This window comes from Streptomyces daqingensis (assembly GCF_014645895.1).
GTDB lineage: Bacteria > Actinomycetota > Actinomycetes > Streptomycetales > Streptomycetaceae > Streptomyces > Streptomyces daqingensis.
Window position 1 is genome coordinate 209,701 of sequence record NZ_BMMP01000002.1, and the last position, 15,336, is coordinate 225,036.

Below are 15,336 nucleotides of genomic sequence, written 5' to 3' on the forward strand. Positions count from 1 at the left end.
TCAGAGGACACGCCGGTTCGCTTTCCGCAGCCGGACGGCGGCCTCCACGGAGCCCGGGTGCCACCCCGGCGCCCCGTGTAACGGCATCCGCAGGCAGCGGACGTACGGGGCCGTACGCACGCGTGCTGCGGAATCCGCAGCGGCGGGCCCCCGGAGGGGTTACGGTGCCAGGCACCCGTCCTTCGCGTGGTGCTCCGGCAGCCGCGCTGGGTCAACGGGAGGAGCCGGCACACCAGTTGGGGTGCGGGGCGGCCGCCGCGGAGTAAGCGGAGCCCAACGTGCGGTCGCAGTGCCCCAGTTCGCCCACTGCCTACCGGTCCAGTGGAGGCACGGCGGATTTGCCGGGGTGCTATGCCCCGGAAACTACCGCGCAGTCGGACAAGATCCGGTCGCAGAGTTACCGATTCCTTCCAACGGCCCGGCCCCTGTCAGTAGCCTCATGACCCGACGGCGAACGCCGTGGAGCTGAACGAGCTGGAGACCCAGATGGAACGTCCTGCCTGGGCCCCGCAGGGCATAGACCTGACGGTGCCGAGCGTGTCGCGCATGTACGACTACTACCTGGGTGGCTCGCACAACTTCGAGGTCGACCGGGAAGCGGCGCGCCGGGCGATCCAGGCCTGGCCGGGCCTGCCGAAGATCATGCAGGCGAATCGTGCCTTCACGCGGCGTGCCATCGACTTCGCGGTCGGTGAGGGCGTCACGCAGTTCCTCGACATCGGCTCCGGCATACCCACGTTCGGCAACACCCATGAGGTCGCGCAGAAGGCCCACTCCGGCTCACACGTCGTCTACGTCGACAACGACCCGGTGGCGGTGGCCCACAGCCGGGCCGTCCTGGAGGGCAACGACCAAGCGGCCATCGTCTCCGCGGACTTCCGCTCCCCCCAGGACATCCTCTACAGCGCGGAGACGGAACGGCTGCTGGACTTCGGCAAGCCGGTGGCCCTCATGCTCGTCGCGCTGCTGCACTTCATCGAGGACAAGGACGAACCCGGCAAGGCCATCGCCGAGATCGCCGACTCGCTCGCACCGGGCAGCCTCCTCGTGGTGAGCCACAGTTCGGCCGACGAGGGCCCGAAGACCGACGGAGGCGCGGGAGTACGCGACGTGTACAGACGGACGAGCTCACCGCTGATCATGCGGCCCAAAGAGGAGATCAGGCAGTTCTTCGACGGCTTCGAGCTCGTCGAGCCGGGGCTCGTCACCCTCCCCCGCTGGCGTCCCGACCCGGACACCGAGCCGGCTTCCGATCCGGTGCTCCTGAGCGGTTACGCCGGGGTGGGCCGCAAGGCGGGAAGCGCCGGGTGACTGCCGACCCCCACGAGTCCGAAGGGCTCGAGAACGACGGACTACGGCGCTTCGCGACGATCTGGAGCCGCGCGGTCTACCCCGCCACGCAGACCTCTATGACGCGGGCCGAACTCGGGGATTATCTCCACCCGTTGGCCGTGAAGCTGTGCGACGCGCTGCACGCGTACCCCTTCTCCGCCGCGCCGGGGCGCGAGGTGGGCGCCGCCCTCGTCGCCGGGCACTGCACGAGCCCCGACGCGCTGCCCCACATCCTCGGCGTCGTGGACTCCTACCTCGTCCTGTACGGCCGCGACCCGGAGACGAGCGAACTCCCCGTCGACGAGGCACGCGCCCGCTGCTCCCGGCTGCAGCACGCCATCGCCGCCGGCTTCACCGAGGCCCTGCGCGACCGCACGCTCGCCGAGCAGGAGGCCCTCTCCCGGGCGGCGCTGGCCGCGCAGAGCGCCGTCGAGGAGGCGCTGCACGCGAGCGAGACCCGGTTCCGCGCGGTCTTCAAGGACGCCACCATCGGCATCAGCATCGCCGACATGGACGGCCGCATCCGCGACGCCAACGGCGCCATCGCCAAGATGTTCAAACGCTCCGAAGAGGAGATGCGCAGGCGGAACGTCAACGAGTGGGTGCACCCCGACGACGCCCCGGACGTGTGGCGGATGCACCGTCAGCTTGTCCGCGGCGAACGGGACCACTTCCGGGTCGAGAAGCCCTTCCACCGGCCCGACGGCACGGTGCTGTGGACCAACCTGACGGTCTCCCTGCTGCGTGACGCCGACGGCGAGCCCCGCTACCAGCTCGCCCTGCTGGAGGACATCACCGAACGCAGGCTCCTGCACCTGCGGTTGCGCTACGAGGCCACGCACGACGAGCTGACCGGCCTGCCCAACCGCACTCTCTTCGCGGAACGCCTGGACCGGCTGCTCTCGGCGAGCAGCGACGTGAAGCGCTTCGGGCTGTGCTACCTGGACATCGACGGCTTCAAGGCGGTCAACGACAGCCTCGGCCACGCCGTCGGGGACCAGCTGCTGATCGCTGTGGCCGAGCGGCTGCAGTCGTGCACCGCCGGCTCCGGCCACCTCGTGGCCCGTATCGGCGGGGACGAGTTCGCGGCCCTGTGCACCGACCCGTCAGGTCCGGAGGACGTCACCGAACTCGCCCGGCAGGTGCTGGCCGCGCTGGCGACGCCCATCCGCATAGACGGCCGCGAGCTGTCCGTACGGGCCAGCATCGGCATCGTCGAGGGGCCGAGCGGCGAGCTGCGGCCCGAGGAGGTCATGCGCAGCGCTGACATCACCATGTACCGGGCCAAGGACGCCGGCGGCAGCCGCTACGAACTCGCCGACCCCGACTCCGACGCGCGGGCCATAGACCGCCACAGCCTCACCACCCGGCTCCCGGCGGCTCTGGAGTGGGACGAGTTCTTCCTCGAGTACCAGCCGCTGATCCGGATGAGCGACGGGCACGTCGAGGGAGCGGAGGCGCTGGTGCGCTGGAAGCACCCGGTGCACGGCCGTCTGGGGCCGGACCGGTTCATCCCGCTCGCCGAACACACCGGTCTCATCGTTCCGTTGGGCCGGTGGGTGATGGAGCAGGCCGTCCGGCAGGCCTGCGCGTGGCACGAGGAGCGCGGCAAGGGCGGCGGCAACGGCAAGAAGAAGAACGGCAAGAACGGCGACGCTCTCGCGGAACGTCCGCTGCGCGTCAACGTCAACCTCTCGCCCCGCCAGCTGCACCACCCGGATCTGGTCCCGGACACGATCGCCGTGCTGGAGGCGGCCGGGATGCCTCCGTCGTCCCTGTGCCTGGAGGTCACGGAGAGCGCGCTGATCGGCGCCGACGAGGACGAGCTGAAGCCGCTGCGTCAACTGGCCGAGCTGGGCGTGGAGATCGCCCTGGACGACTTCGGCACCGGGTACTCCAACCTCGCCAACCTCCGGCGGCTGCCCGCCACGACGCTCAAGCTGGACCGCTCCTTCACGCAGGGGCTCCAGCAGCACCCCGCGGACCCGGTCGACGTGACGTTCGTCGAGGGCATCGTGACGCTCGCCCACGCGCTGGGGCTGGCCGTCACCGTCGAGGGCGTGGAGACGGAGCACCAGGCGGCACAGCTGCGGGACATGGGCTGCGACACCGCCCAGGGCTGGTACTACGCACGTCCGGGCCCGGCCTCCACGTTCGTACAGGGGTTCGCGGTCACCTGAGCCCCTCGCCGGTGTCGTACGGGCCGGGACGGGTGTCATTTCCGGCGCCGGAACTGCCCCCGGAACCGGAACCGGAACCGGACAGTCGTGGACGTGCGTCGTCCCTAATGGTGATCATCGAGGAGGCCGGGCTTCGCCGCGCGCATGGTGCGTGCTCTGATGTCCGGGGTACTGGCTCTCGCGGCGGCGGCGTGGGTCGGGTTGGGCTGGTCGAACGGCACCAGAGTGCCGAGGGCGGGCCCTGCTCCAAGCCGAGGGTGCTCTGCTCCGAAGCGGGAGACCGCGAATGCACGGTGGACCTCAGCACCTACCGGAACACCGTGACCGCCGTCGCGAGGTACTACCCGGGCTGCTACACCGACAGCGAGCCGAAGGTCGTGATCGTCGCTGTCGGCGACGGCCACCTCGACGAGTGGGACGAGCACCTCGATGCGGGATGGCTCTCCTGGGACAACGCGCCGCCGCTTCTCGCTGCTGGGGGCAGCGCGTGGTCTTCGGGACAGGGAAGCACGCGGGGGCCGAGGAGCTCAGCCGGCGCCGGACCTCGGCTTCACCGGCACGACGACCCCTCCGACCGGCTGAAACGAGTAAGGGTGCGAGGCCGCCCCCATGGTCAGGCGCGGAGAGCGGGCCCTTGCTCCGGGTGCGCACCGTCCGTCCGCGAGGAGCGGGCCGGGCGGCCCGGCGGCTCACACGTGCGCGTCGAGCCACTGGAGCAGGTCGGTCTGCACCTCGGTCCTGTTGGTCTCGTTGAGGATCTCGTGCCGGGCGTCCGCGTAGCCGTTCCAGGTCACGTGGCGCAGGCCCGCGTAGCGGAAGTCCTCCAGGAGTTCGTAGACGAGCGTCATGCCCTGGTTGCAGGGATCCTTGTCCCCGACGGCGACGTGTACCGGCAAGTCGCGCGGGATGCGCCCCAGTTGCTCCGGATCGTTGATCTTCCGGCTGCCGAGCACCCAGTCCAGTGACATCCCGGCGCTGAAGGGGAAGCCGCAGCGCTCGTCCGCCACGTACAGGTCGACCTCGTCCTCGTCGCGGGAGAGCCACTCGAAGCCGGTGCGGTGCGGGTAGGGGCCGTTGAAGGACCCGAACAGGTCGGGCACGAAGCCGGACTGGGCGCTCCGGCCGCCCTTCTCGATCTCCTTCTCCAGCCGGCGGACGGCGGTCTCGGTCTCGCATCCCGGCAGCGAGCGGAACGTGCCCGAGAGCATCAGCCCGGTCAGCTCCCGCCCGTACTCCTGCGCGTAGTCCCGGGCGAGCTGCGAGCCCATGCTGTGGCCCAGGAGCACGAACGGCGTACCGGCGGGGAGTTCGGCCCGCACCCGGTCCCCGACGGTCTTGAGGTCCTCGACGGTCGCACGCCAGCCGCTCTCCCCGACGACGCCGTAACCGCCGGTGTGGTCGGCCGTCGCGCCGTGCCCGCGGTGGTCGCTGGCGACGACGGTGTACCCGTAACGGCACAGGAACCGGGCGAACCGGTCGTAGCGCTGGGCGTGTTCGGCCGCGCCGTGCGCGATCTGGACGAGGGCCCGGGGCACGGCTCCCGCGCCCTCCGCGTCGTCCGGGAGCCAGGTGTAGGTGGCGATCCGCGTGCCGTCCGCCGCCGTCGTGTGATCCTGCCGTACGCCGCCCACGGTGTCCGCCTCCTCGGCTCGTTCCTCGCCCGCAGACGGCAACCGTACTGGGCTGCGCTGACACCGTGAAGGAGGCCGCCGGGCGGGAGGCGGCACACACGGAGCGGCCGCGTCCGCCCGCTTCTCCTTGCCCTGCTCCGGATACGCCGGTCAGTTCAAGCCGACTTCTGTACTGCCGCGCGGCCGAAGCCCGAAGTCAGCCGCGTCTTTTCCGTCCACGGAAGGCGCGCGCGGGGGTTCGCTCCCCGCGCGCGGGCGGACGGAGCGCGCGCGGGGCAGTTGTCGCCGTCCTTCCTTTTTGCGCCGCCGCCGGACGGTCCCGCACCGGGCGACGAGTGGGGCGGAACGGCATGAGCCCAGCTCAAACCGGTACGGAGTTCAACCTTCGCCGACTCACCCCCACAACCGCCTTTTGGTGCGCCGCCTGTCAACTTGTCGCCAATCGTCAGGAACTGCTGACTCCGGGCTGTGGCAGTGCTATGCCAGTGGTAAGGCTGCAGGGGCATCTGCCCGCATCACCGCGGGACGAAGGCGCCGCCCGGAACGCCCCGGAGAGCCGTAGCGATTGCAAGAGGGGGCTTTCAGCCAAACTTCGAGTTGATCTTGAACGGGCTGCTCGACAATAGACGACATTGCAGTCGGCCTATGCCAGAGGCGGGATGCCGACCTGTGTACGTCCTCCGCCCAACCGGACGCGGAGCCAACCGCCTAGAAGGGCTCGTCATGGAACGCTACTTCACGGACCAACACCATGAACGGTTACGCACGGCGGTCCGGGAGTTCGCGAATAGCGAGGTCAAACCCCGGATAGAGGAGATGGAGGCCACGAAGACGGCCTCCGTCGGCCTCTCCCGCCTGATCGCACGCCAGGGCTGGATCGGCGCCACGGTCCCCCAGGGCTACGGCGGCATGGGGGTGGGCCACCTCGGCAAGACGGTGGTGATCGAGGAACTCTCCAGGGTGAGCGGCGCGATGGGCGCCATGGTGCAGGCCTCTCAGCTCGGCGTCGCGAAGATCATTCACTTCGGCAACGAGGAGCAAAAGAAGACGTGGCTGCCCGCAATTGCCTCCGGCGATTGCCTCCCCACCATCGCCGTCACGGAGCACGAGTCCGGGGGTCACGTCCTGGGCATGACGTCGTCCGCCGTACGCGACGGGGACGACTACGTCCTCAACGGCCGCAAGGTCTACGTCGGCAACAGCCACGTCGGAGACCTGCACGGCGTCGTCGTACGCACCGGCCCCGGATCGAAGGGGCTCACCGCCTTCCTCGTGGAGGCCGACACGCCGGGCTTCTCCCTCGGCCGGCAGCGTCCCGCCATGGGCCTGCACGGCTTCAGCTTCGGCGAACTCGTCTTCGAGGACTGCCGCGTCCCAGTTGCCAACCGCCTCGGAGAAGAGGGCGACGGCCTCGCGGTCGCCTACTCCTCCAGCGTGCTGTACGGCCGCGCCAACCTCACCGCCGTCTCCCTCGGCATACACCAGGCGATCCTCGACGAGACCACGGCCTTCTGCTCCGAACGCAGGCGCTACGACGCCCCGTTGGCCGACCTCGGCTCCATCAAGCTCAAGCTCGGCCAGATGCAGTCGCGGCTGATGACCGCGCGGCTCGCCGCCTACCACGCCGTCCACCTGCTCGACAGGGGTGAGCAGTGCGACGCCGAGCTGATGAACGCCAAGCTCGTCAACGTCGAGTACGCCCTGGACTCGGCCCGCGACGCGATGGAGATCCACGCCGCGGCGGGGCTGTTCACCGACCGGCCCGTGGAGCGCTACCTGCGGGACGCGCACCACATCTTCGCCCCCGCGGGCACCTCCGACATCCAGCGGCTGCGCCTCGGCGAGGTCGCGCTCGGGACGGCGAAGGGCTCCTGGTCGCAGAAGCTCAGCGAACTCGTGCGGTGCGAGGTCGAACCCATCTGCTGACGGGGGCCGTCGGGCCCGGCGCGAGACCGGCGCGGGGCCCGGCGATGGAACCCGGCGCGTGAGAGGGCCGTTCAGGACCCGCCGCGCTCCCGCCGGTGGATCTGCTCCACGAGGTCGGCGGCCATCGACTTGATCGTCTCCAGCCCCTGACGTCCCCAGGGACGCGGCTCCTGGTCGACCACGCACACGGTGCCCAGCGCCATGCCCGTACGGTCGATCAGCGGCGCGCCGAGATAGGAACGGATGCCTATCTCGTCCACCACCGGGTTCCCGGCGAAGCGCGGATAGTCGCAGACGTCCTCCAGGACCAGCGCCTTGCGCCGCACGATGACGTGCGGGCAGTAGCCGTGGTCCCGCGCCATGACACGGCCGACCGGCGTGCCCGCGCTCCCCGAGGGATCCAGCTCCACGGCCTGGTCGGCGCCGGGGGCGTAGAGACCGGCGAAGTACTGGTGGTCCTCCTCGATGAAGTTGACCATCGCGAAGGGAGCGCCGGTCACCCGCGCGAGATGGCGCGCGAAGTCGTCGAACTCCGGCACGGGAGCGTCTCCCAGGCCCAGCTCCCGCAGCCGCACGGACCTCTTGGGGGCCTCGGCGTCCTCGGGCGTGAGCAGGAGGTGGCTGGTCGGGTCATACGGCGTCGGTGCCATGGGAGCTCCCTGTGTCGAGAAGATGCTGGACGAGTGAGACGAGGACCTGCGTGCCGGAGCTGGCCTGCCGGGCGTCGCAGAGCACCACCGGCACGTCGGGCTTGAGGTCGATCGCGGCGCGCACCTCGTCGGGCTCGTAGCGGTAGGAGTTGTCGAACTCGTTCACCGCGACGATGAAAGTGATGCCGCGCCGCTCGAAGAAGTCCACGGCGGCGAAGCAGTGTTCGAGGCGGCGGGTGTCCGCGAGCACCACCGCGCCCAGAGCGCCCTCGGACAGCTCGTTCCACATGAACCAGAACCGCTCCTGGCCGGGCGTGCCGAAGAGGTAGAGCATGTGGGAGGCGCTGAGCGTGATGCGTCCGAAGTCCATCGCCACGGTCGTGGTGGACTTGTTCTCGATCCCGTCGAGGCTGTCGGTGGCGGCGCTCACCTGCGTGAGCAACTCCTCCGTGCTCAGCGGTTCGATCTCGCTCACGGCGCCGACGAAAGTGGTCTTGCCGACACCGAAGCCCCCGGCGATGAGGATTTTCAGCGCGGTAGGGAACGGATCGGCACGGCTCGTTTCAGAGTCGTCTACGGAGCCCATCCAGCACCGCCTCCAGCAGTTCTCGATCAGTAGGGTCGGAAGAGAGGGGCGCGCGCACCGGCGCGCGCGAGGTGATCGCACCGCAGTCGACCAGGTCGGAGAGGAGCACTTTGGCGACCACTGCGGGCTGGGCGATCTGGGCGGCGATCTCTGCGACGGAGACGGGCCCGCCGCAGAGTTGGAGCACGTGGGTGTGGTCGGGGCCGAGGTAGCTCCGGGGACGCTCTCCGGTCGCCATCACCATTGTGAGCAGGTCGAATTGGGCCGTCGGCTTCGTACGACCGTTGCTCACGGTGTACGGGCGGACCAGCCGCCCGGCGTCGTCGTCGAGCCACGGCCCCTCTAACGGTTCCTGTCTCATCCGGCCGCCTCAGTGACCGGCCGGCTGCCGCGCGGGTGTCCCCAGATACGGCCGGACGCTCTTGACGAGCATCGCCATCTCGTATCCGAGGACCGCGGCGTCGGCGTCACGCCCCGCGAGCACGGCGAGGCAGGCTCCCTGCCCGGCGGTCGAGACGAACAGCAGCGAAGTGTCCAGCTCCACCACCACTTGGCGCACCTCTCCACCGTCCCCGAAACGCACGCCGGCGCTGCGCGCCAGCGAGTACAGCCCGGAGGAGAGCGCCGCCATGTGGTCGGCGGTGTCCGTGTCCAGACCGTGAGCGGCCTTCACGAGACCGTCGGAGGACAGCAGCAGCGCGCTGCGCGTGTGGGGGACGCGCTCCACGAGTCCGGTCAGGAGCCAGGAGAGGTCTGTCGTGTGTCCGATGGGGGCTTCGCTCACCATGATCGCGTTCTTCTCCTTCAGAGCTGTACCGCAGAGCGGGCGGAACGGGGCCGAGCGGGGCCATGTCCGCGGGCATTCGTGTGGAGGGCGGCCCGGCGCCCCGAGTACGTTGGGGCGCGGGCGCGTTGACCTCTTCGGGGGCCCGCTCCCGCGGGCGCGACAGCCCCGCGCAACGGCGGCGGGGCCCGAACTACAGCCGCCTAATCGGCGGGACGGGGTGCTTCGCCGCCGGTGTCCTCGGCGAGGCTCGTGCCGCGCTGGAACGCGGCCATCAGACCGGGGTCGTGGCCCTGCGCCGTCTCGTCCCAGTCGGCGGTGGCGCCTTCCTGCCTTGCCGGCGGAGTGTCCCGGAGTTCGGGGACCAGGTGCTCCTGGCGGCGGCGTTTGGGGAGTTCGGGGCGCTCCCCGTTCCCCGCCGCTCTGGACGGGCCCGGCGTGTGGACCTGCAGGGGAGGCTGCGGACCGGGACGCGCGGAGGGGGCCGGACCGGAGTGGGCGGCGGGCGCGTACTGCGTGCCCGACGGCTGGGGCAGGGGCTGCGAACGGGCCGCGGACTGGGCGGGGACCGGCCGGCTCCGTTCGGGGGCGGGCGTGCGCGCGTGCTCGGGGCTGCCGGTCCGCACCCGCGGGAGTTCCGTCGTGTCGCCGGTTCTCGCCTCGGCCGCACCGTGCCGGGTGGCGGACGCCGCGACAGCGATACCGGCCGAACCGCCGCCGGAGGCAGCCGCGTTGGCGGTCCGCACCGCGGACCCCGCGACGTTGCCCTTCTGCTGCGCCCCGTTGCCCGGCTCCTCGCCGAGCACCTCGCGCGGCAGTACGAGCACGGCCTGAATACCGCCGTAGATGTTGCTCTGCAGCTGGACGACGATGCCGTGCCGCTGCGCGAGCGCCGAGACCACGAACAGCCCGATGCGCCCGTCCTGCAACAGCTCGCCCACGTCGATGCGTTCGGGGTCGGAGAGCACGGCGTTCATGCGGCTCTGCTCGGCGGGCGTCATGCCCAGCCCGCGGTCCTCGACCTCGATGGCCAGCCCTGCCGTCACATGCTGTGCGCGCAGCAGGACCTGGGTGTGCGGGGCGGAGAACACCGTCGCGTTCTCGACGAGTTCGGCCAGGAGGTGGATGACGTCGGCCACGGCATGACCGCGGAGGGTCCCCTCGATCGGGGGCACCAGCTTCACGCGGGGGTAGTGCTCGACCTCGGCGATGGCGGAGCGCAGCACCTCGGTCATAGTGACCGGGCGGCTCCACTGCCGGCGGGAGACCGCGCCGCCGAGGACCGCGAGGTTCTCAGCGTGGCGGCGGATCCGGGTGGCCAGGTGGTCGACGTGGAAGAGGCCCTTGAGGAGGTCGGGGTCCTCGACCTGGTTCTCCAGGTCGTCCAGCAGCTCGATCTCGCGGTGGACCAGGGACTGCAGGCGCCGGGCGAGGTTGACGAAGACCTCGACCTTCTCCTCGTTGCTGCTGGAGTTGCTGCGTACGAGGGCGGCGGCCCGGGTGACGGCCGACTCGGCCGAGTGCTGGGCGAGTTCGAGTTCGTGGGCGAGCAGCTCGACGGCGTCCGCGCGCTCGCCGGGCTCGGGGAGCGCGGGGTGCGGGCGCAGGTGCGGGCGGTCGCCCTGCTCCAGGCACTGCAGCAGGGCCTGGATCTCGGAGCGGCCCCGCGCGACGGAGCGGCGCAGCGCGGTGTGGCGTTCGAGTACGCGGCGGGCCTGGGAGGTCGCCGCGTAGGCGGCGCCGGCGACGGCGCCGCAGACGAGTAAGAGCGCGCCGGCCAGCACGCTCCAGACGACGGCGCCGTCGTCGCCCGGAGCGGGAGCGGCGGAGGCTCCGGGACCGCCCTCGACGCTCATCACGTACGCGACGACGGCGGCGCCTGCGACCGCGACGATCCCCGCGGGCAGCACGGCCAGCCGCACCAGGTGCCGGCGGAACGCGGCGTCGCTGGGAGTGCGGGGTGCCGGGGCGCGTCCGTGCCGGCGCCGCGAGCCGTTGACGCCCGGCGCCGGCGTTCCGTACGAGCCGTGGACTGCCGTGCCCCGCGATTCCGGCGAGGCGACCGGGAGCGGCGCCTTGCCGGGGTGAGGCCCCTGGGAAGGTGCGGGAGCGGACATACCCCTTCCTGTCTGGACCGCATGGCTCGGGGGTTCAGGCATCGAATTCCTCGGTTGAGTTGAGGTCTGCGGGTGGGCTTCCTCGAAGCACGATCACAGCGCGCGTCAGTTCGCTCTCACAGCGCTACGGTCACGCTAGTCCTCTCGGCAACGTGGTGCGGGTGCGCTTGACATATTCGCCACCCCTCGCCACCTCCGAACGAGTGAAGATCGGCACCACTCGTCGGGACACGGTCCAAGATCTTAACTGCCGTACGGAGCCCGGCAGTTACCCTTCGGGGCCGCCCGCGGCCGAGCACGCCGGAACGCCGCCGCCCGTCGGGCCGGCCGGACGCGGCGGCCGCTCCCCCTCCACCCTCTGCCCCGCCTGCGGTTCTCCTCCCCCGCCTCGTACCGGCCGACCCCCGGCGCACCACCCGGAACCCGTGCGACGCACGCGGGAAAGCCCTTCACGGACGGTGACGCTCATCCGCCACGGCGCCCGGCACGCCAATACCGGCCTACGGGGCAAGGACGACATGACCGGCTCTCACCGCCGGGCTGACACAGGCATATGCGCCCCCTTGTGCGCCGGGGGCGCCTCCCCCGAGTCGCCCTCGAACGCGTCCGGAATTCGCCCCCGTTTTGTCTCACATCCAACCCCCGCCGAATGTCCCGCACTCACCCTCCGCACAGACACGGATTCCCTCCGTGGCAGTGGGGCGTCGCGCACTCTCCCGCAACGAGCGCATGTCGTATCGTCGGCCGCGTCCGCGCGTCAGCGAGCACCCGCTTACCGAAGGAGCATCCGTGAGCCAGCAGTCCGCCGAACCGGCGCTGACCGGAGTGCGCAACTTCCGCGACCTCGGCGGAGTGCCGACGGCCGACGGACGGCGCCTCCGCCACGGCGTCCTCTTCCGCAGCGGCCACCTCGCTCATGCGACGGAGGACGACGCCGATTTCCTCAAGGGCCTCGGTCTCCACACGGTCTACGACTTCCGCAACTCCGCCGACCAGGCGCTCGAAGGACCTGACGTCGAGCTGCCGGGCGTGCGCTACGTGAATCTCCCTCTCAGCGACCCCGCGGACGGCGCGGAGTTCTGGAAGATGGTGCGGGACGGCGAGCTCGACCAGTTGCGCATGGTCCTCTCCGACGGCAAGGGAGCGGCCCGGATGATCGACTCGTACCGCTCCATCATCACGGGGCGCACGAGGGAGCACAGCCGGATCCTCCACGAACTCGCCGACGGCAGCGTCCCCGCGCTCATGCACTGCGCCGCCGGGAAGGACCGCGCCGGGCTGTCGGTCGCCGTGACGCTGCTGGCGCTGGGCGTGGACAAGACGGACATCGAGGCCGACTACCTGGAGTCCAACGCCCGGCACCGCCGCTACAAGATGTACCGGAGCGAGAAGTCGCGGGCCGGCATGTCGCCCGAGGTGCAGGAGCTTCTCTCGCCGCTCTTCGACGCCCACCCCACGTACCTCGCCGCTGCCCTCACGACCATCGACGACACCTGGGGCGGAGTCGAGCGGTACCTCTCCGAGGGGCTCGGACTCGAGGCGGCGACCCACGAACGCCTGCGGGACAGGCTGCTGGAGGACGGCTGAGCGAGGCGGCTGAGACGAGGGGCGGCCGGGTCACGGACGATGAGACCCGGTCGGCTGGGACAGGGGCCGGGGCTCAGCGGTTCGCGACGGCCTGCTTGACGAGGTTCCGCCCGAAGTCCCACAGCAGCCCCCCGCCGTTGTGCGCCTCGTCCATGATCTCCCTGAAGGCGGTCACGAAGCGCTCGACCTCCGGCTCCCCGATCACCAGCGGCGGAGTCAGCTTGATGACCTCCAGTTCGTCGCCGGAGACCTGGGTCAGGATGTGGTGCCGCTGCATCAGCGGCACCACCACCATCTGCGCGAACAGCCCCTTGCGCGCCGCCTGGAGCATCGACCATCGCCCGCGCAGGGAAAGGGACTTGGGCCTGCCGAACTCGATGCCGGTCATCAGTCCGCGGCCCCGCACCTCGTGCAGCATCTCGTAGTCGCCGACCATCGCGGAGAGCCTGCTGCGCAGCAGGTCTCCCGTACGCCGTGACCTCGCGATGAGGTTGTCGCTCTCCAGCACATGGAGGGTGGCGAGCCCGGCGGCCATGGCCTGCGCGTTGGAGCCGAAGCTGGCCGAGTGCACCTGGACGCGGTCCATCGACGAGTAGACCTTATTGAAGATCCACTCCTTGCCGAGCGTCGCCCCGACGGGGACGTAGCCGCCGGAGAGCGCCTTCGCCACGCACACCAGGTCCGGTTCGGCGCCGGCCTCGTGCTGGTAGGCGAACATGTCGCCCGTGCGTCCGAGTCCCGTCTGCACCTCGTCCGCGATCAGCAACGCGCCGTGGCGGCGCAGCAGTTCACCGGCCGACGACAGGAATCCGGGCGGTACCGCCTGCACGCCCTTGCCCTGGATGGGCTCCACGATGAGCGCCGCCACGTCTCCGCGCCTCAACTCCCTCTCCAGAGCGTCGAGATCGCCGAGCGGCACAGGGGTGTCGGGCAGCAGCGGGTCGAAGCCGCGGCGGAAGGACGTCTCACCGTTGACGGAGAGCGAGCCGGTCGTCAGCCCGTGGAACGCGTGGTCGCAGTAGAGGATCCGCGTCCGGCCCGTGGCGTAGCGGGCGAACTTCAGCGCCGTCTCGACGGATTCGGTTCCGCTGTTGCCGAAGAAGACCCTCTCCATGCCGGGCGCCAGGCTGAGCAGCTTCTCGGCGAGCAGCCCGGGAAGCGGCGGGCAGTCGAACCGGGTGAGGTCGGCGAGCTGGGCGTCCAGCACCTCGTGGAGCGCGCGCCGCACGACGGGGTGGTTCCGTCCCAGCCCCATCACGCCGAACCCCGCGAGCATGTCGAGGTACTCGTTGCCCTCCCTGTCGTAGAGGAAGGGCCCCTCGGCTCGTTCGTAGACCTTGTCGAAGCCGATCGTCCGCAGCATGCGCGGCAGTTGGTGGTTCAGGTGTCGTGCGTGCAGTTCGTAGCGTTCGGCTCCGCGCTCCTGAAGAAGCGCGGTGAGGTCGAAGTCGCTCATGGCCCGGCTCTCTTCTCGTGTCCGTCAGCGAGTGTTCACGTCCCTGCCCGTGGCGCACGGGCCGACCGGGTCATGCCCGTGCGGTCTCCCGCGCGGCACGCAGCGACTCCTTCAGCGAACCCATCGTCGCCAGCACGGCCGTGGGCTCGTAGCCGCAGTGCGCCATGCAGTTGGCGCAGCGGGCGTCGCGGCCCCGGCCGTAGGCCTCCCAGTCCGTCTCCTCGATGAGCTCCTTGTACGTCGGCACGTAGCCGTCGCTCATCAGGTAGCAGGGACGCTGCCAGCCGAAGAGCGAGTAGTTCGGGATCGCCCACGCGGTGCAGGGGAAGTCGGCCTTGCCCTCGAGGAAGTCGAGGAAGAGAGGGCTGTGATTGAGCCGCCAGCGCCGACGGTTGCCGTCGGAGAACGCCTTGCGGAACAGCTCCCGGGTCTGCTCGACGCCGAGGAAGTGCTCCTGGTCCGGGGCCTTCTCGTAGGCGTAGGCGGGCGAGATCATCATCTCGTCGACCTTCAGGTCGTCGTTGAGGTAGTCGAGCACCTCGATAACGGTCTGCGGGGTGTCCGTGTTGAAGAACGTGGAGTTCGTAGTGACCCGGAATCCGCGCCGCTTCGCCTCCTTCATCGCCTCGACGGCCTCGTCGAACACGCCTTCCTTGGCGACGGATTCGTCGTGCCGCTCCTTCAGCCCGTCGATGTGCACGGCGAAGGCGAAATAGCGTGAGGGCGTGAACTCGTCCATCTTCTTGCGCATGAGCATGGCGTTGGTGCACAGGAAGACGTATTTCTTCTTCGCGACCAATTGCCGGACGATCTCGCCGATCTGAGGATGCATGAGCGGCTCTCCGCCGGCGATGGAGACCATCGGGGCACCGGATTCCATCACCGCCCCCACCGCCTGCGCCACGGGCATCCGCTGCTTGAGCACTCCGGCCGGGTGCTGGATCTTCCCGCAGCCCTCGCATGCGAGATTGCAGGCGTACAGCGGCTCCAGCTCCACGATCAACGGGAACTTCTCTCGGCCGCGCAGCTTCTGCTGGAAGAGATAGCTGCCGATTCGGACGGTCTGACGCAGAGGCATGGCCATGAC

12 protein-coding genes are annotated in these 15,336 nt (G+C 70.2%); 4 read left to right on the forward strand and 8 right to left on the reverse strand.

Features of this window, described 5'->3' with window-relative positions:
- Positions 1-486: 486 nt before the first annotated feature.
- Both IEY56_RS03320 and IEY56_RS03325 read left to right on the forward strand, forming a co-directional pair.
- Complete coding sequence (locus IEY56_RS03320; RefSeq protein ID WP_189035828.1) at positions 487-1,311, forward strand: SAM-dependent methyltransferase; 825 nt, start codon at positions 487-489, stop codon at positions 1,309-1,311.
- Complete coding sequence (locus IEY56_RS03325) at positions 1,308-3,512, forward strand: putative bifunctional diguanylate cyclase/phosphodiesterase (protein ID WP_189035521.1); 2,205 nt, start codon at positions 1,308-1,310, stop codon at positions 3,510-3,512. Before IEY56_RS03320 ends, IEY56_RS03325 begins: the two co-directional genes overlap by 4 nt.
- Positions 3,513-4,201: 689 nt before the next feature.
- On the opposite strand, the gene IEY56_RS03330 is transcribed toward IEY56_RS03325, so the two are convergent.
- Positions 4,202-5,143 (reverse strand): alpha/beta fold hydrolase, encoded by a 942-nt coding sequence (locus tag IEY56_RS03330; RefSeq protein WP_189035522.1) that lies wholly within the window; start codon positions 5,141-5,143, stop codon positions 4,202-4,204.
- A gap of 723 nt (positions 5,144-5,866) precedes the next feature.
- Here IEY56_RS03330 and IEY56_RS03335 point away from each other — a divergent pair.
- Positions 5,867-7,069 carry an acyl-CoA dehydrogenase family protein gene (locus IEY56_RS03335; RefSeq protein ID WP_189035523.1) on the forward strand — a complete coding sequence of 401 codons (1,203 nt, stop codon included), beginning with the start codon at positions 5,867-5,869 and terminating at the stop codon, positions 7,067-7,069.
- Positions 7,070-7,140: 71 nt separating this feature from the next.
- Here IEY56_RS03335 and IEY56_RS03340 read toward each other — a convergent pair whose 3' ends face one another.
- From IEY56_RS03340 to IEY56_RS03360, 5 genes are all read right to left on the reverse strand, one after another.
- Entirely contained in the window at positions 7,141-7,719 is a 579-nt protein-coding gene (locus IEY56_RS03340) for a GAF domain-containing protein (RefSeq protein WP_189035524.1), read from the reverse strand.
- Positions 7,700-8,305, reverse strand: coding sequence for a GTP-binding protein (locus tag IEY56_RS03345; RefSeq protein ID WP_189035525.1), 606 nt, complete (start codon positions 8,303-8,305; stop codon positions 7,700-7,702). Before IEY56_RS03345 ends, IEY56_RS03340 begins: the two co-directional genes overlap by 20 nt.
- Positions 8,283-8,666 (reverse strand): DUF742 domain-containing protein, encoded by a 384-nt coding sequence (locus IEY56_RS03350; RefSeq protein ID WP_189035526.1) that lies wholly within the window; start codon positions 8,664-8,666, stop codon positions 8,283-8,285. The genes IEY56_RS03345 and IEY56_RS03350 overlap by 23 nt, the downstream gene beginning before the upstream one ends.
- A gap of 9 nt (positions 8,667-8,675) precedes the next feature.
- The gene (locus IEY56_RS03355; protein ID WP_045864578.1) at positions 8,676-9,092 is read right to left on the reverse strand and encodes a roadblock/LC7 domain-containing protein; all 417 of its coding nucleotides are present in this window, start codon (positions 9,090-9,092) and stop codon (positions 8,676-8,678) included.
- Positions 9,093-9,292: 200 nt separating this feature from the next.
- A complete protein-coding gene (locus IEY56_RS03360) occupies positions 9,293-11,206 on the reverse strand; it encodes an ATP-binding protein (protein WP_229711577.1) in 1,914 nt (637 codons plus the stop codon).
- Positions 11,207-11,995: 789 nt separating this feature from the next.
- On the opposite strand from IEY56_RS03360, the gene IEY56_RS03365 reads away from it, so the two are divergent.
- Positions 11,996-12,793, forward strand: coding sequence for a tyrosine-protein phosphatase (locus tag IEY56_RS03365; RefSeq protein WP_189035527.1), 798 nt, complete (start codon positions 11,996-11,998; stop codon positions 12,791-12,793).
- A gap of 73 nt (positions 12,794-12,866) precedes the next feature.
- Here the strand turns inward: IEY56_RS03365 and IEY56_RS03370 are convergent, their stop codons facing one another.
- Both IEY56_RS03370 and hpnH read right to left on the reverse strand, forming a co-directional pair.
- On the reverse strand, positions 12,867-14,249 hold the full coding sequence (locus IEY56_RS03370; protein WP_189035528.1) for an aspartate aminotransferase family protein: 1,383 nt from the start codon (positions 14,247-14,249) through the stop codon (positions 12,867-12,869).
- Between the two features lie 70 nt (positions 14,250-14,319).
- The gene (gene hpnH, locus IEY56_RS03375; RefSeq protein ID WP_189035529.1) at positions 14,320-15,333 is read right to left on the reverse strand and encodes an adenosyl-hopene transferase HpnH; all 1,014 of its coding nucleotides are present in this window, start codon (positions 15,331-15,333) and stop codon (positions 14,320-14,322) included.
- Between the last annotated feature and the right edge of the window lie 3 nt (positions 15,334-15,336).

Coding starts and splice junctions, on each gene's coding strand:
- IEY56_RS03370 (WP_189035528.1), bottom strand. CDS start 14,249: ATGAGCGACTTCGACCTCACCGCGCTTCTTCAGGAGCGCGGAGCCGAA.
- IEY56_RS03345 (WP_189035525.1), bottom strand. CDS start 8,305: ATGGGCTCCGTAGACGACTCTGAAACGAGCCGTGCCGATCCGTTCCCT.
- IEY56_RS03350 (WP_189035526.1), bottom strand. CDS start 8,666: ATGAGACAGGAACCGTTAGAGGGGCCGTGGCTCGACGACGACGCCGGG.
- IEY56_RS03320 (WP_189035828.1), top strand. CDS start 487: ATGGAACGTCCTGCCTGGGCCCCGCAGGGCATAGACCTGACGGTGCCG.
- IEY56_RS03360 (WP_229711577.1), bottom strand. CDS start 11,206: ATGTCCGCTCCCGCACCTTCCCAGGGGCCTCACCCCGGCAAGGCGCCG.
- IEY56_RS03340 (WP_189035524.1), bottom strand. CDS start 7,719: ATGGCACCGACGCCGTATGACCCGACCAGCCACCTCCTGCTCACGCCC.
- IEY56_RS03355 (WP_045864578.1), bottom strand. CDS start 9,092: ATGGTGAGCGAAGCCCCCATCGGACACACGACAGACCTCTCCTGGCTC.
- IEY56_RS03335 (WP_189035523.1), top strand. CDS start 5,867: ATGGAACGCTACTTCACGGACCAACACCATGAACGGTTACGCACGGCG.
- hpnH (WP_189035529.1), bottom strand. CDS start 15,333: ATGGCCATGCCTCTGCGTCAGACCGTCCGAATCGGCAGCTATCTCTTC.